The following is a 21,633-nucleotide window of genomic DNA, read 5'->3' on the forward strand; positions in this document are numbered from 1 at the left end:
TGCCCTTCCTTTCTCAGGCGGCGTTGACGCCGATGGCGGAGCCGATGAGGTAGGTGGCGCCGGCGGCGGCCGCGCCGAGGAGGAGTTGCCGCAGGCCGGCGACCCACCAGCGGCGGCGGGTGAAGCGGGCGGTGAGGGCGCCGACGACGAACAGGCCGAGGCCGCCGATGCCGAGGGCCAGCCACAGCGACTCGCTGCCGAAGAGATAGCTGAGCAGCGGGATCAGCGCGCCCACCGAGAAGCAGACGAACGAGGAGATCGCCGCCGTCCAGGGGCTCGGTTTGCTGTCGGGGTCGATGCCGAGCTCTTCGCGCACGTGCATGCGCAGGGCCTCGTCGGGCTGGGTGCGCAGGTCTTCGGCGAGCTGCCGGGCCAGTTCGGGCGAGATGCCCCGGTCGATCCAGCGCTGGGCCAGCTCGGCGGCCTCCGCGGCCGGGTTGTGCCGCAGCTCCCGGCGCTCCTTGGCGACCTCGGCCTCGATCTGCTCGTTGGCGGTGCGCACGCTGGCGTACTCGCCCAGCCCCATCGAGATGGCCCCGGCGACCAGACCCGCCACGCCGGTGAGCACCACGGTGTGCGCGCTGACTCCGGCGCCGCCCACGCCCGCGATCAGGCCGATGTTGGTGACCAGGCCGTCCATCGCGCCGAACGTCGCCGCGCGCAGCCAGCCGCCGGAGACGTCCGCGTGCTCGTGGTCGATCGGCTTCAAGTCCGCGGGCCGGGCACCGGCGTCGGCCGGCACGGGCCCGACCGGGCGCGCGCCGCTCTCGGCGGTCACGGCGGGGTCGGGCTTGTCGGGGTTCACGGCAGGGTCAGGATGTCCGCGCCGGACTCGGTGACCACCAGCGTGTGCTCGAACTGGGCGGTCCAGCGGCGGTCCTTGGTGACCACCGTCCAGGAGTCGCGCCAGGTCTCGTACGCGATGGAGCCGAGCGTGATCATGGGCTCGATGGTGAACGTCATGCCCGGCACCATGATGGTGTCGGCGTTCGGGTTGTCGTAGTGCGGGACGAACAGTCCGCTGTGGAAGGACTGGCCGATGCCGTGCCCGCCGAAGTCGCGCACCACGCCGTAGCCGAAGCGCTTGGCGTACGACTCGATGACCCGGCCGATCACGTTGATCGGGCGGCCCGGCGCGACCGCCTTGATGCCCCGCATCATGGCCTCGTGGGTGCGCTCGACCAGCAGCCGGGCCTCCTCGGCGACGTCCCCGACGCAGAACGTCGCATCGGTGTCGCCGTGCAGCCCGTCCTTGAACGCCGTCACGTCGACGTTGATGATGTCGCCGTCCTCGATCACGGTCGAGTCCGGGATGCCGTGGCAGATGACCTCGTTGAGGCTGGTGCAGCAGGACTTGGGGAAGCCCTTGTAGCCCAGCGTCGACGGGTAGGCGTCGTGGTCGAGCAGGAACTCGTGCACCAGCCGGTCGATCTCGTCGGTGGTGACCCCCGGCTTGCAGTGCTCCCCGGCGAGCTGCACGGCCTGCGCCGCGATCCGCCCCGCGACCCGCATCTTCTCGATGGACTCGGCGTCCTGGGTGAGCGGGCCGTCCCAGCGCTTCGGCTGCTTGCGGCCGACGTACTCGGGACGGGGGATGTGGGCGGGCACCTCCCGCCACGGGGAGAGCTTGCCTGGGGTCAGCGTCGCGCGGCCGTTCATGCCCTGAACTCTAGCGCTCGGCGAAGACCGGGGCTCCGTCGATGCTGTGCGCGTTGCGGGTGGCCCGGTAGTGCTCGCGCTGTTCGGGCGTCTTGTGGTCCCAGAACTGGACGAGCAGGTCGCGGTCGCCCTCGTACGACATCAGGGGCACGCCGTAACCGCAGGAGTCCGAGACACGAGTGACGTCGATCACGACGATGCTGCGCAGGCCGACGTGCGGCGGGGCCGGGAACTGCTTGATCAGCTCGGCGGCGCGCGGGTCCTCGGCGAGCACCGACTCCCCGTGCCCGTGCAGCCGGTAGATCTTGGGCGGGCCGTCGAACGCGCAGACCATCAGCACGATGCGGTTGTTGTCGCGCAGGTGCGCCATGGTCTCGATGCCCGAGCCGCCGTATTCGTAGTAAGCCACCTGGTGGGGGCTGAGCACCGCGAAGGAGTCGGTCAGGCCCTTGGGCGAGAGGTTGACGTGGCCGTCCGGGTCGGACGGCGCGGTGGCCACGAAGAAGACCCGCTGCGCCATCAGGAACTCACGGATCCGGTCGTCGATCTGCTCGTACACCTTGCCCATGCCCGCGACGCTACCCCGCTCCACTCCCCCTCGCCGCCCCCTGGCCACCTGACGGGACGACCACCACCCCGGCGCGCCACCTGCCCCGCATAGACGTTGGCCTATTACGTTGACTCAGAGGAGATCGAAGTCAATGTAATAGGCCAACGTCTATGAAAAACGGGGTGCGTCAGACCGTGGCGAAGAACTCGGCGCGGTTGGCGCGGGCGTGGCGGACCTGGGTGGCCGCGTTCACCAGGGCCTGGAACAGGGCGTTGGTGGCCATGTCCTCCGGGTGCCACTGCACCCCGACCGCGAACGGGTGGTCCGGGTGCTCGACCGACTCGATCAGGTCGTCGGTGGTGCACCAGCCCGTCGGCACCAGCCGGCCCGGGTCCTTGACGGCCTGGTGGTGGTACGAGTTCACGACCGCCTCCGCGCCGTACAGCTCCCGCAGGCGCGAGCCGGTGGCGAAACGCACCGGGTGCTCGGCGTACACCTTCACCGGGCCGTGGGTGGTGTGCTCGCCGCTGCCGGGCACGTCGGGCAGGTGCTGGTGCAGCCGCCCGCCGGAGGCCACCGTCATCACCTGCATGCCGCGGCAGACGCCGAGCAGCGGCAGGCCGGTCTTCAGCGCGATGCGCACCAGCGGCAGCTCGCCCGCGTCGCGCAGCGGGCTGGTGTAGACCTTCGGGTGCGGCGCCTCGCCGTAGCGGGCCGGTTCGACGTCGGCGCCGCCCGCGACGATCAGCCCGTCGAGGCCGTCGAGGACCTCGACGCCGCCGTCGAGCATGGGGGGCACGAGCACCGGCCGGCCGCCCGCCTTGGCCACCTGCTCCGTGTAGGCCCAGGGCACCACCGCGGCGCGCGTGTCGTGCACGAGGAATCGGGTCGTTTCCACATAGGTGGTGATACCGATCAACGGTCTGGTCACATCGCTCACAACGGCGTCACATAGGCCCCGGTAATGCCCCCGTCCACGACGAACTGGGAGGCGGTGATGAATGAGGAGTCGTCACTGGCGAGAAACGCTACCGCCGCGGCGATCTCTTCGGGCTCGGCGAACCGGCCCATCGGGACATGGACGAGTCGGCGAGCCGCCCGCTCCGGATCCTTCGCGAACAGCTCCATCAGCAGCGGGGTGGCCACCGGGCCGGGGCACAGCGCGTTGACCCGCACCCCCTGCCGGGCGAACTGCACGCCCAGCTCGCGGCTCATCGCCAGCACGCCGCCCTTGCTGGCGGTGTAAGCGATCTGACTGGTCGCCGCACCCATCAGGGCGACGAAGCTGGCCGTGTTGATGATCGAGCCCTTGCCCGCGGCGAGCATGTGCGGCAGGGCGTACTTGCAGCACAGGTAGACGCTGGTGGTGTTGACCCGGAGCACCCGCTCCCAGGCGTCGAGCCCGGTGTCGAGGATCGAGTCGTCGTCGGGCGGGGAGATCCCCGCGTTGTTGAACGCGATGTCCACGCGCCCGCGCCGGGCCGCGACGCCGTCGAACAGCTCGCGCACCTGCTCTTCGTCGGAGACGTCGCACTGCACGAACTCCCCGCCGACCTCCTCGGCGATCTTCTTGCCCGCTTCCGCGGCGAGGTCGACGGCGACCACGTACGCGCCCTCCGACGCGAACCGCCGCGCCGTGGCCGCGCCGATGCCGCTGGCCGCTCCGCTGATGACCGCCACCCGGTCCTGCAACCGCCCCATGCCCTGCCTCTGCCTGCCCTTCGCTGTTCCGATGACCGGTGGCGCCCGCGACCCGTGCTTACAGCGTGCGGGACGCGGGCGGGGCACCGCTGGAGTTTCACTCGGTGGAGATGAAGACGTTCTTGGTCTCGGTGAACGCCAGCGGGGCGTCCGGGCCCAGCTCGCGACCCAGGCCGGACTGCTTGGCCCCGCCGAACGGGGTCCAGTAGCGCACCGAGGAGTGCGAGTTCACGCTCAGCACCCCCGCCTCGACGCCGCGGGCCAGCCGCAGCGCGCGGCCCACGTCGCGGGTCCAGATCGAACCGGACAGGCCGTACTCGGTGTCGTTGGCCAGCCGCAGCGCCTCGTCCTCGCCGTCGAAGGCCAGCACCGACAGCACCGGCCCGAAGACCTCCTCGCGCCAGTGCCGCTCGCCGGCGCCGCGGGCCGCCAGCACCGTCGCCGGGTGCCAGAAGCCGGCCCCGGTGGGCGCGTCGCCGCGCATCAGCACGTCCGCGCCGGCCACGTAGCCCGCGACGCGGGTGCGCTGCTCGGCGGTGATGAGCGGGCCCATGCCGGTGGCCGGGTCCATCGGGTCGCCGCAGCGCCAGGCGGCGACGTGCGGCTCCAGCAGGGCCAGGAAGTCGTCGTACACCTCGCGCTGGACGAGCAGCCGGGAGCGGGCGCAGCAGTCCTGTCCGGCGTTGTCGAAGACGGCCCCGGGCAGCGCGGCGGCGGCCTTGTCCAGGTCGGCGTCGGCGAACAGCAGGGTGGAGTTCTTGCCGCCCAGTTCCAGGGTCACCCGGGTCAGGTCGGCGGCGCAGGTGGCCATGATCTGGCGGCCCACCTCGGCGGATCCGGTGAAGCAGATCTTGCGTACGCCCGGATGGGTCACCAGCGCCTGCCCGGTGACCTCGCCATGGCCCGGCAGGACGGTCAGCACGCCCGGCGGCAGGCCCGCTTCCAGGGCCAGCTCGGCCAGGCGCAGTGCGGTCAGCGGCGTGGTCTCGGCCGGTTTCACGATGACCGTGTTGCCCGCGGCCAGCGCCGGGGCGAAGCCCCACGCGGCGATCGGCATCGGGAAGTTCCACGGCACGATCACGCCGACCACGCCCAGCGGCTCGTGGAACGTCACGTCCACGCCGCCCGCCACCGGGATCTGCCGCCCGGACAGCCGTTCCGGCGCGCCGGAGTAGTAGTCGAGCAGGTCGCGGACGTTGCCGGCCTCCCAGCGCGCGTTGCCGACGGTGTGCCCGGCATTGCGCACCTCCAGCAGCGCCAGCTCCTCGACGTGCGCGTCGACCACGGCCGCGAAGCGGCGCAGCAGCCGGGCCCGGTCGCCCGGAGACACGTTGCGCCAGCTCTCGAACGCCTTCGCGGCGGCCCGCACGGCCGTGTCCACCCCGGCCGCGTCCACCGGCTCCACCGAGGTGATCAGCTCCTCGGTGACCGGGTTGATGATCTTCACAGTCGCTCGAACCCCCGCACCAGTTCCCAGTCCGTCACCGCGGCGTCGTACGCGGCCAGTTCCACCTGAGCGGCGTGCCCGTAGTGCTCGACCACGGCGTCGCCGAACGCCTCCCGGGCCACCGCGCCCGACTCCCACCGCAGCAGCGCGTCGCGCAGCGTGGCGGGCATGCGCGGCGCGGCCGGGTCCGCGTAGGCGTTGCCGGTGAACACGGGCTCCAGCGGCAGCTCGTTGTCCATGCCGTGCAGCGCACCGGCGACCAGCGCCGCGATCGCCAGGTACGGGTTGACGTCGCCCCCCGGCGAGCGGTGCTCCACCCGCAGCGAGTGGTCGTGGCCGACGAGGCGCAGCGCACAGGTGCGGTTGTCGCGCCCCCAGCGCAGCGCCGTCGGCGCGAACGACCCCGCCTGGTATCGCTTGTACGAGTTGATGTTCGGCGCGTACAGCACGCTCATCTCGGCCGTCGTCGCCAGCATCCCGGCCAGCACCTGCTCGCCCAGCGGGCTCAACCGGTCGTGCTCGGCCATCACCGGCCGTCCCTGCTCGTCGCGCAGCGAGAAGTGGATGTGGCACGAGTTGCCCTCGCGCTGGTTCGGTTTGGCCATGAAGGTCAGCGACATGCCCTGCGCGGCGGCGATCTCCTTGGCCCCGTGCTTGTAGATCGAGTGCTGGTCGGCCGTCTTCAGCGCCTCGGCGTACCGGAAGGCGATCTCGTGCTGGCCCAGGTTGCACTCGCCCTTGGCGCTCTCCGGGGCCAGCCCCGCCCCGGCCATGCCCAGCCGGATCGCCCGCAGCAGCGGCTCCACCCGGGAGGTGCCCAGCAGCGAGTAGTCGACGTTGTAGCCGTTGGCCGGGGTCAGCCCCTGGTAGCGCTTGGCCGCCGCCTGCTCGTAGGTGTCGGCGTAGACCACGAACTCCAGCTCCGTGCCGATGTACGCGGTCAGCCCCCGCTCGGCGAGGCGGTCCAGCTGCCGGCGCAGGATCTGCCGCGGCGACTGCACCACCGGCGAACCGTCGTGCCACAGCACATCGGACATCACCAGCACCGTGCCGGGCAGCCACGGGATCGGGCGCAGCGTGTCCAGATCGGGCCGCAGCACGAAGTCGCCGTAGCCCTGCGACCAGCCGGAGACGGCGTACCCGTCGACCGGGGTCATCTCCACGTCCACCGCGAGCAGGTAGTTGCACGCCTCGCTGCCGTGCCCCACCACCTCGTCCAGGAAGTAGGCCGCGTGCAACCGCTTGCCCTGCAGGCGGCCCTGCATGTCCGTCATGGCCAGCAACACCGTGTCGATGTCGCCCGCCTCCACCATCGCGCGCAGGCGCTCCACCGACCACATGCCCACAAGGTCTACCGCCCCCACCCACCCACGTCAACAAACCCGAATACATCGCTGATCGTGGCGCACCGCCCCCACCCCCTGCGGCAACTGTTGAAGACTTGCGGCTTCCGCCGCCGGTTCAGGCCGCAAGTCTTCAAGAGTTGCGACGAGGGCGGGGGTGCGGAGGGCGCAAAGTTGTGACCGAGGGCTTCCGTTCGGGGGTTGTAGCGGGTACGACTGACCAGATGGGAGCGAGCGCACGGGCGGTGATCATCGGGGGCGGCGTGGTCGGCTGCTCCCTGGCCTACCATCTCGGCCGGGCCGGGTGGCGCGACACGGTGCTGCTGGAGCAGCACGAGCTCACCGACGGCAGCACCTGGCACACCGCCGGATTCGTCACCTCCATGCGCGGCCCGGACGGCCCCGGCTGGCACGCCCGGCTGGCCGGATACCTGCCTGCCCTGGCGGCCATGCTGCGCGCCGAGACCGGGCACGACCCCGGCTGGCGTCCGGTCGGCGGGCTGCGGCTCGCGCTCAGCCACGCCCACGTCGACGAGCTGCGCCGGCTGGCCCGCCGCGCCGACGAGCTGGGCGTGCCGCTCGAGCTGCGCGGCGCGTCGGCAACCATGAACCTGGTCCCCCGGCTCGACCTGTCCGACGTGCAGGCCGCGGCCTGGCTGCCGGGCGAGGGCTTCGTGCGCCCGAAGGACTTCGTGAACGCGCTGGTCGCGGGGGCCGTCGCGCACGGGGTGAGCATCCGCACCGGAGTCCGGGTCACCGGCATCGACACCACCGGCGGGCAGGTCCGCGCGGTGCACACCAGCGACGGCGTCATCGAGACCCCACTCGTGATCAACGCGGCGGGGGCGGCGGCGGGCGCCGTCGGGGCGATGGCCGGCGTCGTGGTCCCGGTCGTGCCGATCCTGCACCAGTACGGCGTCAGCGAGGTGCTGCACCCCGCGCTCGACCCGGACGCCACGCCCACCTGCCGGATCCCCGAGCAGTCGCTCTACCTGCGAGCAGCCAACGGTTGCGTCATCGTCGGCGGCAGTCGGCCCGACCCGGTGCCCGCCTGGCCGGCCGGCGACGCCGAACCCCTGGCCAAGGCCCGTGAGCTGGCCGCGCCCGACGAGGAGGCGTTCGCCCCGCTGTGGCAGCTGGCCGGTGAGCGTATGCCGGAGCTGCGCCGCACCAAGCTGGCGAAGATCATGCACGGGGTGGAGGCGTTCACTCCCGACGGCGCCCCGCTGGCGGGCCGCTCCGCCCTGCCCGGCCTGTGGATCGCGGCCGGGTTCGGCCTGCACGGCATGGGCCTGGCCGGCGGCCTCGGCCGCCACCTCGCCGAATGGATCACCTCAGGCACCCCGAGCTGGGAACTCGACGCCCTGCTCCCCGAACGTTTCGGCGCCCCCGCCGCCAACCGCGACTGGACCACCTCCCGCGCCCTGGACACCCTCCGCCGCTGACCCTCGGCCGGCTCGGGCTGCGGTTTCAGGGAAACAGCTGGAGTCGGCGGCCCATTGCCGCAGTTTCCCCGAAACCGCAAACAAGCCAGGAGACCGCGTCCGGGTCACTCGGTGGAGGGTTTGGCGGCTGGAGTGGCGGCAGGGCCTGGGCTGGTGACCGTGCTGGCGAGCTGTTCCCAGATCATGCCGGTCTGGTGGGCGAGCGCGCCGACCACGGCCGGCACCACGGGCAGCAGCCAGTCGGCGACCCAGCCGTGGTGGGCCAGGTTGAGCACCACGATGGCGGCCACCGCGCCGCCGACCCCGTGCGCGCTCGCCCGCCAGGCGGCCCGGCCGGAGTGGGAGATCGCGGCGCGGCGCGCGGCCTTGTCGCTGAGGTTCGGGAAGCCGGACAGCGCCTTGGCGTCACGCCGTCCGAAGTTGAAACCCGACACGGCGAGGGTGACCGCGCAGCCGGTCACCACGGCCGCGAGGGTGTTGCGGGTCAGCATCATCAGCAGCGCGGCGGACGCGCCGCCGGTGCCGACGGCGACCACGGCACGGATCCACTCCTGCTTCTCTCCGGGATACCAGTAGTACTTGGTGGTGGTGTCAGAGAGCTGTTTAACGATCCGCCCCATGGGGGTAGTCACCTCGCCGGCCGTCACATCTGGTCAGCCACTATCGTTACTTAACGTAGTTAGCTAGGTGCTCAAAGTCACGAAAATGGTCGTGACTTCGGCGTGGCGCGCCGTCCGGCCGGACCGTCAGAACAGGACCGTCGCGAACGCGCCCACCTGCCGGAAGCCCAGCCGCTGGTACACGCGGCGGGCCGGGGTGTTGAAGTCGTTGACGTACAGGCTGACGGTCGGCGCGACCCGGCGCAGCGCGTCGCGCACCACGGCCGCCATGCCGGCTATCGCGAAGCCGCGCCCGCGCCAGGACGGGTCCACCCAGACCCCCTGGACCTGCGCGGTATGGCGGGTCACCACCGCCAGCTCGGCCTTGAACACCACCGTGCCGTCGACGATCCGGGCGTACGACCGCCCCGCCTTCACCAGCTCGGCGACGCGCCCGCGATAACCGCGCCCCCCGTCGTCGCCCAGCGGCGACACGCCGACCTCCTCGGTGTACATCGCCACCGATGCCGGGAAGACGAGGTCGACCTCGTCGGGCCGGACCTGGCGCACCAGCGGGTCGGCGGCCACCGCGGGCGGGGTCTCCACGACCAGCAGCGGCTGGTGGGCGCGCACCGTGCGCTCGGGACCCCAGGCCGGCCGCAGCAGCTCCCACAGGCCCAGCACCGCCTCCGACTCCCCCACCAGCGACGCGCACACGCGGGGCTGCCCGGAGACCATCTCGGCGAACGCGGCCACCGCGGCGGCGTCGGCGCCGACCGGGGAGACCTGCCCGCCCGACCAGAGCACCGCCTCGGGGTGCCGGCGGCTGCCGTAGCCGTAGAGCCTGCCGTCGGCGCGCCAGCCCAGCCCGCGTATCGCCACCCGCTCAGCCACCTGCGCCGCCGCGATCGGATACGCCGCAAGCAGGCGTTCCACTGCGGCGCGGTCAGCTTCGGCCAGCTGCCGCACCGGAAGGGTGAGCATGACCACAGCCTAATGAGATCCGCGCGGGCCGCCAGTGGTATCCCCGGGAAACGAGGTTGTCGCCGACAGGTTGCCGATATATCGTAAACACATCGTTGATACGTCGACGATAATCACGAGAGAGCCCGCGCCTGCGGGCCCACTGAACGAACCAGGAGAAAACGACATGTTCCGACGACACCACGGACACGACACGCACGAGCACGAGCACGGACACGGCCCGGGGCATGGCCATGACCCCCGGCTGTTCGCCTTCGGGCCGATGCGGCCCCCGTTCGGCCCCGGCGGCTTCGGCCACGGACGCGGGCACGGCCGGGGACGCGGCCGGCGCGGCAACACCCGCGCGGCGGTGCTGGGCCTGCTGCTCGAGCGCCCGATGCACGGATACGAGATGATCTCCGAGCTGGAGACCCGCACCGGCGGGGTGTGGCGGCCGAGCCCCGGCTCGATCTACCCGACGCTGCAGCTGCTGGAGGACGAGGGCCTGATCGTCAGCGAGGAGAGCGGCGGGCGCAAGCGGTTCACCCTCACCGAGACCGGCCGGGCCGAGGCGGAGCGGGCCGGCGAGTCCGGCCAGGGCCGGCCGTGGCAGGACTTCGACGCCGACCACATCGCACAGTCCCAGGAGTTCCGCGAGGCCGGCTTCGCCATCATGGGCGCCCTGCGCCAGGTCGCCATGTCCGGCACCCCGGCCCAGCGACAGCAGGCCCTGGAAACCCTCCAGGACACCAAGCGCAAGCTCTACTCCATCCTCGCCGAGTGACCCCCGACGACGAAGGCCCCGTTCCTCAGGAACGGGGCCTTCTCGCGTCACCGGGTCAGTGGACCGTGACCACCGCGGGGGTGGGCGCGTCGTCGCCGAGCGGGTCGATGCCCATGTCGGCGGCGATCTTCATGGCCTCCTCGACCAGGGTCTCGACGATCATCGACTCGGGCACGGTCTTGATGACCTGGCCCTTGACGAAGATCTGGCCCTTGCCGTTGCCGGAGGCGACGCCGAGGTCGGCCTCGCGGGCCTCGCCGGGGCCGTTGACGACGCAGCCCATGACGGCCACGCGCAGCGGCGCGGGGAAGCCTTCCAGGGCTGCGGTGACCTGCTCGGCGAGCGTGTACACGTCGACCTGGGCGCGGCCGCAGGACGGGCAGGACACGATCTCCAGGCCCCGCTCCTTGAGGTTCAGCGACTCCAGGATCGCGGTGCCGACCTTGATCTCCTCGACCGGCGGGGCGGACAGCGACACCCGGATGGTGTCGCCGATGCCCTCGGCCAGCAGCGCGCCGAACGCCACCGCCGACTTCACGGTGCCCTGGAACGCCGGGCCCGCCTCGGTCACCCCGAGGTGCAGCGGGTAGTCGCACTGCTGCGCGAGCAGCCGGTACGCCCGGATCATCACGACCGGGTCGTTGTGCTTGACGCTGATCTTGATGTCACGGAAGCCATGCTCCTCGAACAGCGAGCACTCCCACAGCGCCGACTCGACCAGCGCCTCCGCGGTGGGCTTGCCGTACTTCTCCAGCAGGCGCTTGTCGAGCGAGCCCGCGTTCACGCCGATGCGGATCGGCACGCCGGCCGCCGAGGCCGCCGCGGCGATCTCCTTGACCTTGTCGTCGAACTGCCGGATGTTGCCCGGGTTCACCCGGACCGCCGCGCAGCCCGCGTCGATCGCCGCGAACACGTACTTGGGCTGGAAGTGGATGTCGGCGATCACCGGGATCGGCGACTTGCGCGCGATCGCAGGCAGCGCCTCGACGTCGTCCTGGGAGGGCACCGCCACCCGCACGATCTGGCAGCCGGACGCGGTGAGCTCCGCGATCTGCTGCAGGGTCGCGTTGACGTCGGAGGTCAGGGTGGTCGTCATCGACTGCACGCTGACCGGCGCTCCCCCGCCGACCGGCACGCTGCCGACCATGATCTGCCGGCTCTGGCGCCGCGGCGCGAGCGGCATGGGGGGAGCAGCCGGCATACCAAGGTTGATCGCAGTCACAGCACACTCACTTGTAGATCGAGATGGGGTTGACGAGGTCCGCGGTGACGGTCAGCAGGGTGAACGCACCGAAGATCAGGATGACCGTATAGGTCAGGGGCATCAGCTTGAAGTAGTCGACCCGGCCCGGGTCGGGCTTGTGCAACCGCGCGTACACCCATGAACGAATTCTCTCGAACCACGCGATGAACAGGTGTCCCCCGTCCAGGGGAAGCAGCGGCAGCAGGTTGAAGATGCCGATGAACAGGTTGAACGCGATGAACAGCCCGACGAACATGCTCCATGCGCCCTCCTGCGCGGCCTCGCCGCCCAGGATGCTGATGCCCACCACGCTGATCGGGGTGTTCGGGTCGCGCTTCTCCCCGCCGATGGCCGAGAACAGCGCCGGGATCCGCTTCGGGAACTCCTTGAGCGCCTCGAACGTCGCGCCGACCATGGTCCCGGCGTACTGGGCACTCGCGCCGACAGCCTCGCCGGGGCCGTACTTGACCAGGTAGGGAACCGTCGCGTCCAGGCCGACACCGATCGCGGCGACCTTCTGCACGCTGCCGTCGCTCATCTCGCGCTCGACCGTCGCGGGCGTCAGCTGCAGGGTCTGCGGTGCGCCGTCGCGCAGGACCGTCATCGTGGCGGTCTGGCCCGCGGTCAGCGGCCGGATCTGCTTGATCGCATCGCCCCAGTTGGCCACCGCGGTGCCGTTCACCGCGATCAGCTTGTCGCCGTTGCGCAGACCGGCCTGGCTCGCCGGGCTGGCCGGATCCTTCGCCTCGCAGGCGCGCAGCGGCAGGCTGGTCACCACGCACGGCTGCACCGTCAGCACGGCCGGCTGGCCGTCGCTGGGCACCTTGGTCGGCAGGTCCGGGTTGGGCAGGCCGGAGAAGACCGCCAGCCCCCAGATCGCGACCGCGGCCAGGATGAAGTGCACGATCGAGCCGGCCGACATCACGATCGAGCGCTTCCACACCGGGAAGCGCCACATCGCCTTCGGGTCGTCGGCGTCCTCGTCCTGCGGCGTCATGCCGACGATCTTGACGAAGCCGCCGAGCGGGATGCCCTTGAGCCCGTACTCGGTCTCGCCGCGGCGGAACGACCACAGGGTGGGACCGAAGCCCACGAAATACCGGGTCACCTTCATGCCGAAGGCCTTCGCCGTGCCCATGTGGCCGGCTTCGTGCAGGCTTACGGAGATCAGGATGACAAGCGCGAAGAGGGCGATCCCCAGGGCGTTCATCAGGCGCTCTTCTCCTTGATCAGGTCATGTGCGCGCGTGCGCGCCCAGTGCTCCGCGGCGAGCACGTCCTCGACGGTACCCGGTTCGTCGAAGTCGGGCGCACCGTCGAGGATCTCCCCGACGGTGTCGACGATGGCCAGGAACGGCAGACGGCCCGCTGTGAAAGCCGCCACACACTCCTCGTTCGCCGCGTTGTAGATCGCCGGCCGGCAGCGCCCGGCCCGGCCCGCGGCCTTGGCCAGCTCCACCGCCGGGAACGCCTCGGTGTCCAGCGGGCGCAGCTCCCAGTTGTGCGCGAGCGTCCAGTCGACCGGGGCGGCCGCCTCCGGCACCCGGTCCGGCCAGCCCAGCGCCAGCGCGATCGGCAGCCGCATGTCCGGCGGGCTGGCCTGCGCCAGCGTCGAACCGTCGGTGAACTCGACGAGGGAGTGCAGCACCGACTGCGGGTGCACCATGACCTCGATGTCGTCGTACGCCACGTCGAACAGCTCGTGCGCCTCGATCACCTCGAGACCCTTGTTCACCAGCGTCGCCGAGTTGATCGTCACCACCGGGCCCATGTCCCACGTCGGGTGCTTGAGCGCCTCCTCGACGGTGACCGCGCCCAGCTCCTCACGACGGCGGCCGCGGAACGCGCCCCCGCTCGCGGTCAGGATCAGCTTGCGCACCTCGGCCCGGGAGCCGCCGCGCAGGCACTGCGCCAGCGCCGAGTGCTCGCTGTCCACCGGCACGATCTGCCCCGGCTTGGCCACCGCCCGCACCAGCGGCCCACCGGCCACCAGCGACTCCTTGTTGGCCAGCGCGAGGATGCGCCCCGCCCGCAGCGCGGCCAGCGTCGGCGCGAGCCCCAGCGAGCCGACGACGCCGTTGAGCACGATGTCCGCGGGCCACTGGGCCAGCTCGGTCATCGCCTGCGGGCCGGCGAGGATCTTCGGCAGCTTGAAGTCGCCGGACGACCACCCGCGGCGCTGCGCCTCGGCGTAGAACGCCAGCTGCAGGTCCTGCGCCGCGGTGGACTTGGCCACCCCGACCGCCTCGACCCCCAGCTCCAGCGCCTGCTGCGCCAGCAGGGCCACGTTGCCGCCACCCGCGCCCAGCGCGACGACCCGGAACCGGTCCGGATTGCGGCGCACGATGTCCATGGCCTGCGTGCCGATCGACCCGGTGGAGCCGAGGAGCACTATCTCGCGGGGGATCATTCCTTCATTCTCGCCGAGCCCACTGGGTGCCCGCTGAGCGGGCTACTCGTCGGGCCCCTCTTTCTTGATCACGTACAGCTCGGCCTCCATGTCGTACCAGCGGTGGGTGCGGCCGACGTGGGTCATGCCGAGGCGGCGCATCAACGCCAGCGAGGGCGCGTTGTCGGGGCGGGCGATGGCGTGGATCTCGGCCAGCCCGAGCGCCCAGCCGTACGCCAGCACGGCCCGCGCCGCCTCGGTGGCGTACCCGTGGCCCCAGGAGTCGGGGTGGAAGTGCCAACCGATCTCGACCTCGCCCCGGCCGGGGCCGTCGGACGGGGTCGGCAGCGGCTTGAGCAGCACCGACCCGGCGACCGCACCCGTGTCGCGCCGCTCGACCGCCCAGACGCCGTAGCCGGGTTCGGCGGCGTAGAACTCGCGCCGCCGGTCGATGACGAGCTGGGACTGCGCCGGGTCGGCCAGCGGCGTGGACATGCCGAGCCAGCGGGTGACCTCGTCGCGCCGGTAGATGTCGTAGTTGCGGGCCAGGTCGGCGGAACCGCCGGTCCACTGCCGGATGACCAGCCGCGCGGTTTCCAGGCGCACCTCAGACCTCCGTCGGTGGGGGCATGTCGTCGGGCCGGCCGACCCGGTGGGCGTACCGGTCGACGACGACCGCGATCGCCGCGTCGTCGGCGGGGGTGATCAGCCGCCGGGGCACCGTGATCTCGCCGACCCCGGCCGCGACGAACCGCCAGAAGTAGTCGGGCCGCGCCACCTGCGACAGGCCGGACCAGCTGTAGAAGACCTCTCCGCTGCCGGTCGTGAGCCGCACCCCGAGCGTGTCGATCCGCACCGTCGTCGGCGCGTACTTCACGTCGGGCGTGCCGCGCACGGCCAGCCACGCGGACAGTGCCGCGTCCCCGGCGAACAGCACGGTGAGCAGGCCCAGCCAGACGGCGCCGAAGGGGAAGGGCCAGGCCTCACCCTCGTGCCACAGGTAGACCATCCACAGCGCGACCGTGCCGCTGACCAGCGCGACGAAGGTGCTCACCCGGTTCTGGTCGGCCCGGTGCAGCGCGGCCAGGCGCCGGAATTCGGGCCGATCCCACAGCCAGGTCACCTGGACCGTGTCGTCACCGTGCAACTGCATCGGGGCAGTATGGCCACCGGCCCGAGGAAGGTCAACGGAGCGGAATGCTCGCCGGCCCGCGCCCTCGGCACGGCCCGGCGAGCGCCTCAGGTCAGCTGCGGAACGGTCCGGTGACCTCATACGTGATGCCGCCCGACGAGGAGCCCGAGGTGCCTCGCTGGGACGAGAAGTAGAAGCGGTTGCCGACCGGGTTGAACGCCGGTCCGGTGACCTCCGAGGAGCTCTGCCCGGTGATGCGCAGGAACGGCGCGATGACGTCGTCCGGGGTGATGACGCAGATCTCCAGGTTGCCGCCGTCCTCGGCGACGAACAGGTCCCCGCTGGTCGCGCTGCCGGTGATGTTGTCGACTCCGGTCAGCGGCGGCGTGCCGCTCACCAGCGAGTCGTCGTACGCCAACTCGATCTGCGACGTCGCGGTGTGGTACGCCCAGACGCGGTTGTCGCCCTTGGTGGTGAAGTAGACGATGCCGTTGTCGTACCAGCAGCCTTCGCCGCCGTTGAACCGCTTCACGCCGCTGACCTGGTTGCGGGTCGCGGTCGGCGAGCCGTCCGGGTCGGGCACGGTCGCCCAGGTGAGCGTGACGTTCGTGCCGGAACCGCCCTTGGCCACCTGGAGCGTGCCGGTGGCGAGGTTTCCCCAGGTGTTCGGGATGAACCGGTAGAAACACCCGTCACTCTGGTCCTCGGTCAGGTAGATGACGTGGTTCACCGGGTCGCAGGCGGCGGCCTCGTGCTTGAACCGGCCCATCGCCGGGCGGGCCGCGGCCGCGTTCACGCCCCACGGGTCGGTCTCCCAGACCCGGCCGGTCGACGTCTCCTCGCAGGACAGCCAGGTGTTCCACGGGGTATGCCCGCCAGCGCAGTTCGTGGAGGTCCCCGAAAGGATCCGGTACGCGCTGGTGACGGTGCCGCCGGAGGTGAACTTCACCGCCGACGCCCCGCCCGCGGACACCTCGGAGTTGGACACGTAGATCCAGCCCGAGCTGTCGGCGAAGCACGCCCCGCCGTCGGGGGCGGCGTGCCAGGTGTACGACGTGCCGGGCACGGTCTGACTGGACCGTGCGATGACCCGGCTGGTGAAGCCGGAGGGCAGCATGATGCCGTTGGCGTCGGCGGCCTGCAGCGCCCCGTACGGCCCCGGGCCGGGCTGGGCCGGTGCGGCGAACGCCTCTTTCCACAGCGCACCCGAGAAGGCGGCGGCCGCGCCGCCCACGACCCCGGCCCGCAACACGTTACGACGGTCCACGATAGACCTCCACGATGGTCGATGTCTGTCAGCGAGCACGCTAAGCGCCCCAGACATCGCCCATCCCGTGATCAGATGAACGTCTTATGTCCCGACGGTATCCGCCCGCGACACCACCACCCAAGATCCGTTTTCGTGGACGCTGACGCTGACGCTGACGACGTCCAGCGTCCACAGAAACGGATCACCACCTCAACAGGCCCGCGGAGACACCCTCTTTACGGCAATTCCGCGATGGTGAGGCTTCACATGCCTTCTACACCCTGCCGTCCGGAACCACGGTCTGGCGGTACGAGAGTTCGTACCGGTGCGCTCCCTTGACGAGCACACTCGCCTCGATCGGCCGGCGGTCCGTGGTGAATACCGTACGGGCGGTGCGCAGCACCGGAACCTCACCCGGTAGTTCGAGCAGCCGCGCTTCCTCGGCTGTGGCAGGGCGGGCCGAGATCTGGTCCGTCCACTCGACCGGCGGATGTCCCGCGTCGGCCAGCAGGCGCGGTATGCCGCCGCGGATCAGTTTCCGCTCCGCCAGCGCGGTGCCGCGGGCCAGTTCCAGCGGGAAGTACAGCCAGGCCAGCTCGACCGGCTCCTCGTCCAGCAGCAACACCTGCTGGCGCAACTGGACCGCGCTGTCGACGGCGAGCCCCAATGCGAAATTCACGGCGCCGGGCGGCTGCACCTCGCGCACATCCACCAGGTGCACGCGACCACGCCCGCGCCCGGCGCCATCGGTCCAGCGGGAACCGGCACCGGGCTGGGCGGGTGGCATGTATGCGGCGGGCTCGACGGCAATCGGCGACAGCTCGCGCACGAACACACCCAGCCCGGCACGGCCGACGACGAATCCCTCTTCCTTGAGCACGGCCAGCGCCCGCTGCACCGTTTGACCGGTCACCGCGAACCGGGACACGAGCTGCTGCGTCGACTCCAGACGTGCACCGGGCGGCAGGTCACCCGACATGATCAAGGCGCGCAGCTCGGCCGCGATCTGATGGTGGCGAGGCCTACTGTCGCGATACGCCATCGTCGCCCACTTTCGTGCGATACCGGAACACCCGTCCCTCGGGGCGCATCACCATCACCGCGACCTCGTACGGCCTGCCGTCGCGGCCACACGTCACCCGGAACAGCTGCACCACCAGGCTGCCGTCCCTCAGGTCGAGGGCGGCCGTCTCCGCCGCCGTGCCCGGCCTGACCACCAGTTCCTCGGCCACTTCGGCGGGCAGGTGGCCCAGCGCGGCGAGCAGCGTCGGCGAACCGCCGCGAATCCGAGCAGACTCGGCGAGCCCGGTGCCGCGCGCGACCTCCAGCGGGTAGTACGAGTCGGCCAGCTCCACCGGCCTGCCGTCCAGCAGCACCAGGCGGCGGCGCACCACCACCTGGGAGCCGAGGACGTCCGCCACGGCCGACGGCGCGGCTACCTCGGCGACCTCCAGCAGGCGCTGCGAGCCGACCCCACCGAGTTGCGCGGCTTCAGCCGTCCACGCGTCGGGCGCACCCGCGGGCTGTGGCAGCACGTAGGAGATCGGCTCGGCCACCCGCTCGCCCGAAGGTTCCATGACGCGCACTCTACCCGCGCACTACCTTGATGACTTAAGTAGTAAGGCAGTAAGGTTCACAGCGACAGCTGTCACTCCCTTAGAGCGGAGTCACCCCATGGACGCTGGACCGGCAGACCACCTGTCACACCTCCCGTACGGCGAACTCGCCGTGGCTCTCTACCACTCCCCCATGCCTGACGACGCTGGCGCGGTCCGGGGAGCGGCGACGGAACAGGTCGAGGAATGGCTCGGCAAGGGCGTCGCCACCGTCGGCGACGTGGAGCGGCTCGCCGCCCTGGCACAACGTTCTCGCGAACTGGGCACGCTGCGGGCCAGAGGCCAGATGACCTCCGCCCAGCGCCGGGAGTACGCGGCAATGTGGCCGTCCCAAAGGCGCGCAAACCTGGCTTGTGGGCTCGCCTATCACGTGATCCGGCAACGGATTGCGGGCTCAGATCACCGCTAACCATGATCCGAGTTCGCGATGCGGACGGAAGATCGCTGTTCCGGGTCAGGAAGTGAGGTCCAACCGCACTTTCCGACCCGAAACAGCGATCTTGGCCCGCAGGCGGCGCACCGGGTCGCGGAAACCGGGGCCCCGCAGAGCAGGAGGTCAGCCGCGGTCAGGCCTCCTTGATGCCGTAGCGGCGGTAGACCAGGCCCAGGGGCCCGGGGGCCCACCAGTTCCAGCGGCCCAGCAGGCGCATCGTGGCGGGCACCAGCACCGCCCGGACCAGCGCCGCGTCGATGGCCACGGCGACCACCATGCCGACGCCGAGCACCTTGATCGTCGTCGTGCCGCCGGTCGCGAACCCGCCCAGCACCACCATGAGCAGCAGTGCCGCCGCCGTGATGATCCCGCCGGTGCGCTGCAGCCCGGACGCGACGGCCTGGGTGTTGTCCCCGGTGGCGTCCCACTCCTCCCGCACCCGCGACAGCAGGAACACCTCGTAGTCGGTGGCCAGTCCGAACAGGACCGCGAGCATCAGCACCATGTTCCCGGGTTCCAGGAACCCGGTCACCGTGAAGCCCAGCCAGTCCGACAGGTGCCCGTCCTGGAAGATCCAGACGACCACGCCGAACGACGCCCCGATCGAGATCACGTTCATCACGATGGCCTTCAACGGCAGCACGACCGAGCCGAACGCCAGGAACAGCAGCAGGAACGTGATCACCGCGACCATGCCGAGCATCCACGGCAGCCGCCCGCCGATGGAGTCGAGCTGGTCCAGGTCGGCCGCGGTGCGCCCGCCGACCAGCAGCTGCGTGCCGTCGGGCACGGGCAGGTCCCGGATCGCCCGCACGACCTCGCGAGCGCTCTCGTCGGCCGGCTCACCGGGGTAGGACGCCGTGATGAGGGTGGCGTCCCCCCTCTGCGCCGCGATCATCGCGCCGGGCACGTTCGGCACGGCCTGGATGCGGGTCAGCATGGTGTCCGCGCCGGGGCCGAGGACCAGGACGCTGATCGGGGCGGCACTGCCACCGGGGAACTCGGCGGCGATGCGCTCGGTGACGGTGCGCGACTCGGTGCCCGCGGGCAGCACACGCTCGTCGAACCCGCCGAACTGCGCCCGCAGGAACGGGGTCGCGGTGAGCGCGAGGATCGCGGCGACGCCGAGGGCGTACAGCACGGGCCGGCTCATCACGCTGCGGGCGATGCGGGCCCAGCCGCCCTCACCGGCCGGGCGGGCCTGGAACAGCTTCGGCAGCGGCACCCGCCATGCGTTGATCTTCGGGCCGAGCACGGCCAGCAGCGCGGGCAGGGCGGTGAGCGCGGCCAGCATGGCGACGAGCACGGCGGCCATGCCGCCCCAGGCCATGGACTTGAGGAAGTCCATCGGGAAGATCAGCAGGCTGGCCAGGGCGAGCGCCACGGTCAGACCCGAGACCAGCACGGTACGCCCCGCGGTGGCCAGCGTGTGCGCGACCGCGTCCGCGGGGCTGCGCCCGGCGGCCAACTCCTCACGGAATCGACTGACCACGAACAGCGCGTAGTCGATCGCCATGCCCAGGCCGAGCATCGTGATGATGTTGACGGCAAACACGGACACGTCGGTGACCTGGGCGAGCAGGCGGACCGCGATGAACGCGCCGAGCACCGCGAGCACCCCGACGAACAGCGGGGTGGCCGCGGCGACCAGCCCGCGGAAGATGAACACCAGCAGCACCAGCAGGATCGGCAGGCTGATCAGCTCGGCCTTGGTGATGTCGTCGTTGATCCGCGTGTTCGCGTCGTCGAGGAACGGGATGAGCCCGCCGACCTCGGTGCGCAGCCCGTCGGCGACCAGGTCGTCGCGCAGCGTGGCGAGGTCGTCGAGCTTGCTGTTCTCGTCTCCGTCGCGCAGCTGGATCGCCAGGTAGGTGGCGTGGCCGTCGGTGGAGGTGAAGCGGCCGGGCACGCCCGGCGTGTGCGCGCCGACGACGCTGGCCACCTCGGGCCGCCCGGACAGCTCGGCGGCGACGGCGGCCACCGCGTCCCGGAACGCGGGCTGGTCCTGAGTCAGGCTGTCCGAGGAGTACAGCGCCAGGATGTCGACGTCCTGGCGGCCGAGCTGGGCGGTGATCTCCCGGTGCGCCCGGCTGGACGCGCTGCCCGGGTCGTCGAACCCGCCGCTGATCAGGTCCCCGAACACGCCGCCGCCCCACGACGCCCCGATGACCAGCACCGCCGCGGCTATGCCGAGCACCAGCCAGCGCAGCCGCACCACGGCTCGCCCCCACCACGCGAACATCGCGTTCCTTCCCGGAACAGATATCATTGTTTACGCCACTCATTTGAGTGAACGGTGTTTACTTTCGCGGACGACGTTCACTCCGGTCAAGGGAGCTCCATGTCGGACACCTCACACCGCCGCGAGCGCCTGCGCGAGCGCACCTTGATCGAGATCAAGGACCTGGCGCGGGCGCAGCTGGTCGCGAGCGGGCCGGCCGCGATCTCGCTGCGCGCCATCGCCCGGGAGATGGGAATGACCGCCGCCGCGCTCTACCGGTACGTGCCCGCGCTCGACGCGCTCGTCATCGAGCTGTGCACGGACCTGCACAACGAGGTGCGGGTCGCCTGCGAGGCGGCCCGTGACGCGGATGCCGACCCCGATCCGCTGCGGCGGCTGCTCGTCATGGCCCGCGAGCTGCGGCGCTGGGCACTGGCGCACCGCCCGGAGGCGACCCTGATCTTCGGGCCGCCGCTGCCGGGCGTCGAGCAGTTCCACCAGCAATGCGACGACCTGCAGTGCGCGGGCGCCCAGCTCGGCCAGATCTTCGTGGCGCCGCTGCTGGAGCTGTGGCAGGCGGGCCGGCTGCCGCAGGCCCCCCACGTCGACCTCGGCCGGCTGGCCGGGGCGCTGCCCGCGCACGGCGAGCTGCCGATCGAGGTCACCGCGGTCTTCCTGACCTCCTGGATCCGCCTCTACGGCGTGCTCGCCGCCGAATTGTTCGGCCAGCTCACCTGGGCCGCCACCGACACCGAGCCCCTCTTCGAGGCCGAACTCGCCTCCTTCGCCGCCCAGATCCCGCCCGCCGCCCCCGCCCCCTCCGCCGCAACTCTTCAGGAGTCGCGGCCTCAGGGCAGCCC

Annotated in this window: 22 protein-coding genes; 4 read left to right on the forward strand and 18 right to left on the reverse strand. The window is 71.3% G+C overall.

What is annotated here, in order from left to right; all coding sequences use genetic code 11:
• Positions 1-13: 13 nt before the first annotated feature.
• The 7 genes from HAV39_RS40255 to HAV39_RS42415 all read right to left on the reverse strand — a co-directional run bounded on the left by HAV39_RS40255 (position 14) and on the right by HAV39_RS42415 (position 6,697).
• Entirely contained in the window at positions 14-709 is a 696-nt protein-coding gene (locus HAV39_RS40255; RefSeq protein WP_191844360.1) for a VIT1/CCC1 transporter family protein, read from the reverse strand.
• Positions 710-801: 92 nt separating this feature from the next.
• Positions 802-1,659, reverse strand: coding sequence for a type I methionyl aminopeptidase (gene map / locus HAV39_RS40260; RefSeq protein ID WP_191844342.1), 858 nt, complete (start codon positions 1,657-1,659; stop codon positions 802-804).
• Between the two features lie 10 nt (positions 1,660-1,669).
• A complete protein-coding gene (locus tag HAV39_RS40265; RefSeq protein ID WP_191844343.1) occupies positions 1,670-2,227 on the reverse strand; it encodes a pyridoxamine 5'-phosphate oxidase family protein in 558 nt (185 codons plus the stop codon).
• Between the two features lie 169 nt (positions 2,228-2,396).
• The gene (locus HAV39_RS40270; protein WP_191844344.1) at positions 2,397-3,149 is read right to left on the reverse strand and encodes a gamma-glutamyl-gamma-aminobutyrate hydrolase family protein; all 753 of its coding nucleotides are present in this window, start codon (positions 3,147-3,149) and stop codon (positions 2,397-2,399) included.
• Complete coding sequence (locus HAV39_RS40275) at positions 3,146-3,910, reverse strand: 3-oxoacyl-ACP reductase (protein WP_191844345.1); 765 nt, start codon at positions 3,908-3,910, stop codon at positions 3,146-3,148. Before HAV39_RS40275 ends, HAV39_RS40270 begins: the two co-directional genes overlap by 4 nt.
• Positions 3,911-4,007: 97 nt before the next feature.
• Positions 4,008-5,351 carry an aldehyde dehydrogenase family protein gene (locus tag HAV39_RS42410; RefSeq protein ID WP_239120744.1) on the reverse strand — a complete coding sequence of 448 codons (1,344 nt, stop codon included), beginning with the start codon at positions 5,349-5,351 and terminating at the stop codon, positions 4,008-4,010.
• A gap of 2 nt (positions 5,352-5,353) precedes the next feature.
• Positions 5,354-6,697 (reverse strand): glutamine synthetase family protein, encoded by a 1,344-nt coding sequence (locus HAV39_RS42415; protein ID WP_203736380.1) that lies wholly within the window; start codon positions 6,695-6,697, stop codon positions 5,354-5,356.
• A gap of 227 nt (positions 6,698-6,924) precedes the next feature.
• Here HAV39_RS42415 and HAV39_RS40285 point away from each other — a divergent pair, with 227 nt between their 5' ends.
• The gene (locus tag HAV39_RS40285) at positions 6,925-8,145 is read left to right on the forward strand and encodes an NAD(P)/FAD-dependent oxidoreductase (RefSeq protein WP_191844346.1); all 1,221 of its coding nucleotides are present in this window, start codon (positions 6,925-6,927) and stop codon (positions 8,143-8,145) included.
• Positions 8,146-8,249: 104 nt separating this feature from the next.
• On the opposite strand, the gene HAV39_RS40290 is transcribed toward HAV39_RS40285, so the two are convergent.
• Both HAV39_RS40290 and HAV39_RS40295 read right to left on the reverse strand, forming a co-directional pair.
• Positions 8,250-8,765 carry a hypothetical protein gene (locus HAV39_RS40290; protein ID WP_120318542.1) on the reverse strand — a complete coding sequence of 172 codons (516 nt, stop codon included), beginning with the start codon at positions 8,763-8,765 and terminating at the stop codon, positions 8,250-8,252.
• Between the two features lie 126 nt (positions 8,766-8,891).
• Complete coding sequence (locus HAV39_RS40295) at positions 8,892-9,728, reverse strand: GNAT family N-acetyltransferase (protein WP_191844347.1); 837 nt, start codon at positions 9,726-9,728, stop codon at positions 8,892-8,894.
• A gap of 166 nt (positions 9,729-9,894) precedes the next feature.
• On the opposite strand from HAV39_RS40295, the gene HAV39_RS40300 reads away from it, so the two are divergent.
• Positions 9,895-10,491, forward strand: coding sequence for a PadR family transcriptional regulator (locus HAV39_RS40300; RefSeq protein ID WP_191844348.1), 597 nt, complete (start codon positions 9,895-9,897; stop codon positions 10,489-10,491).
• 55 nt (positions 10,492-10,546) lie between these two features.
• Here HAV39_RS40300 and ispG read toward each other — a convergent pair whose 3' ends face one another.
• The 8 genes from ispG to HAV39_RS40340 form a co-directional block, all read right to left on the reverse strand.
• Complete coding sequence (gene ispG, locus HAV39_RS40305) at positions 10,547-11,713, reverse strand: flavodoxin-dependent (E)-4-hydroxy-3-methylbut-2-enyl-diphosphate synthase (RefSeq protein ID WP_120318540.1); 1,167 nt, start codon at positions 11,711-11,713, stop codon at positions 10,547-10,549.
• A gap of 7 nt (positions 11,714-11,720) precedes the next feature.
• Complete coding sequence (locus HAV39_RS40310; protein WP_191844362.1) at positions 11,721-12,947, reverse strand: M50 family metallopeptidase; 1,227 nt, start codon at positions 12,945-12,947, stop codon at positions 11,721-11,723.
• A complete protein-coding gene (dxr, locus tag HAV39_RS40315; RefSeq protein ID WP_191844363.1) occupies positions 12,944-14,125 on the reverse strand; it encodes a 1-deoxy-D-xylulose-5-phosphate reductoisomerase in 1,182 nt (393 codons plus the stop codon). The genes HAV39_RS40310 and dxr overlap by 4 nt, the downstream gene beginning before the upstream one ends.
• Positions 14,126-14,185: 60 nt before the next feature.
• Positions 14,186-14,728: a GNAT family N-acetyltransferase gene (locus tag HAV39_RS40320; protein ID WP_191844349.1), complete on the reverse strand. Its 543-nt coding sequence runs from the start codon at positions 14,726-14,728 to the stop codon at positions 14,186-14,188.
• 1 nt (position 14,729) lies between these two features.
• Positions 14,730-15,275: a hypothetical protein gene (locus HAV39_RS40325; protein WP_191844350.1), complete on the reverse strand. Its 546-nt coding sequence runs from the start codon at positions 15,273-15,275 to the stop codon at positions 14,730-14,732.
• A 91-nt stretch (positions 15,276-15,366) separates the two neighbouring features.
• Positions 15,367-16,521, reverse strand: a complete 1,155-nt coding sequence (locus tag HAV39_RS40330; protein ID WP_191844351.1) for an alkaline phosphatase PhoX — start codon at positions 16,519-16,521, stop codon at positions 15,367-15,369.
• 256 nt (positions 16,522-16,777) lie between these two features.
• Entirely contained in the window at positions 16,778-17,545 is a 768-nt protein-coding gene (locus HAV39_RS40335; protein ID WP_191844352.1) for a GntR family transcriptional regulator, read from the reverse strand.
• Positions 17,526-18,080 carry a UTRA domain-containing protein gene (locus tag HAV39_RS40340; RefSeq protein WP_191844353.1) on the reverse strand — a complete coding sequence of 185 codons (555 nt, stop codon included), beginning with the start codon at positions 18,078-18,080 and terminating at the stop codon, positions 17,526-17,528. The genes HAV39_RS40335 and HAV39_RS40340 overlap by 20 nt, the downstream gene beginning before the upstream one ends.
• 172 nt (positions 18,081-18,252) lie before the next feature.
• Between HAV39_RS40340 and HAV39_RS40345 the strand changes: the two genes are divergently transcribed.
• Positions 18,253-18,528 carry a hypothetical protein gene (locus HAV39_RS40345; protein ID WP_191844354.1) on the forward strand — a complete coding sequence of 92 codons (276 nt, stop codon included), beginning with the start codon at positions 18,253-18,255 and terminating at the stop codon, positions 18,526-18,528.
• A gap of 157 nt (positions 18,529-18,685) precedes the next feature.
• Here HAV39_RS40345 and HAV39_RS40350 read toward each other — a convergent pair whose 3' ends face one another.
• Positions 18,686-20,794, reverse strand: coding sequence for an MMPL family transporter (locus tag HAV39_RS40350; protein WP_191844355.1), 2,109 nt, complete (start codon positions 20,792-20,794; stop codon positions 18,686-18,688).
• A 99-nt stretch (positions 20,795-20,893) separates the two neighbouring features.
• Between HAV39_RS40350 and HAV39_RS40355 the strand changes: the two genes are divergently transcribed.
• Positions 20,894-21,633, forward strand: a 740-nt coding sequence (locus HAV39_RS40355; protein ID WP_191844356.1) for a TetR/AcrR family transcriptional regulator, incomplete at its 3' end; no start/stop codon positions are given.

Source organism: Catellatospora chokoriensis (assembly GCF_011297315.1).
Classification (GTDB): Bacteria; Actinomycetota; Actinomycetes; order Mycobacteriales; family Micromonosporaceae; genus Catellatospora; species Catellatospora citrea.

Bases quoted from the DNA above. Each gene is read 5' to 3' on its own strand.
- HAV39_RS40350 (WP_191844355.1), bottom strand. From the start codon at position 20,794: ATGTTCGCGTGGTGGGGGCGAGCCGTGGTGCGGCTGCGCTGGCTGGTG.
- HAV39_RS40275 (WP_191844345.1), bottom strand. From the start codon at position 3,910: ATGGGGCGGTTGCAGGACCGGGTGGCGGTCATCAGCGGAGCGGCCAGC.
- HAV39_RS40345 (WP_191844354.1), top strand. From the start codon at position 18,253: ATGCCTGACGACGCTGGCGCGGTCCGGGGAGCGGCGACGGAACAGGTC.
- HAV39_RS40295 (WP_191844347.1), bottom strand. From the start codon at position 9,728: ATGCTCACCCTTCCGGTGCGGCAGCTGGCCGAAGCTGACCGCGCCGCA.
- HAV39_RS40300 (WP_191844348.1), top strand. From the start codon at position 9,895: ATGTTCCGACGACACCACGGACACGACACGCACGAGCACGAGCACGGA.
- HAV39_RS40265 (WP_191844343.1), bottom strand. From the start codon at position 2,227: ATGGGCAAGGTGTACGAGCAGATCGACGACCGGATCCGTGAGTTCCTG.
- HAV39_RS40285 (WP_191844346.1), top strand. From the start codon at position 6,925: ATGGGAGCGAGCGCACGGGCGGTGATCATCGGGGGCGGCGTGGTCGGC.
- HAV39_RS40340 (WP_191844353.1), bottom strand. From the start codon at position 18,080: ATGGAACCTTCGGGCGAGCGGGTGGCCGAGCCGATCTCCTACGTGCTG.
- map (WP_191844342.1), bottom strand. From the start codon at position 1,659: ATGAACGGCCGCGCGACGCTGACCCCAGGCAAGCTCTCCCCGTGGCGG.
- HAV39_RS40290 (WP_120318542.1), bottom strand. From the start codon at position 8,765: ATGGGGCGGATCGTTAAACAGCTCTCTGACACCACCACCAAGTACTAC.
- HAV39_RS40325 (WP_191844350.1), bottom strand. From the start codon at position 15,275: ATGCAGTTGCACGGTGACGACACGGTCCAGGTGACCTGGCTGTGGGAT.
- HAV39_RS40335 (WP_191844352.1), bottom strand. From the start codon at position 17,545: ATGGCGTATCGCGACAGTAGGCCTCGCCACCATCAGATCGCGGCCGAG.
- HAV39_RS42415 (WP_203736380.1), bottom strand. From the start codon at position 6,697: ATGTGGTCGGTGGAGCGCCTGCGCGCGATGGTGGAGGCGGGCGACATC.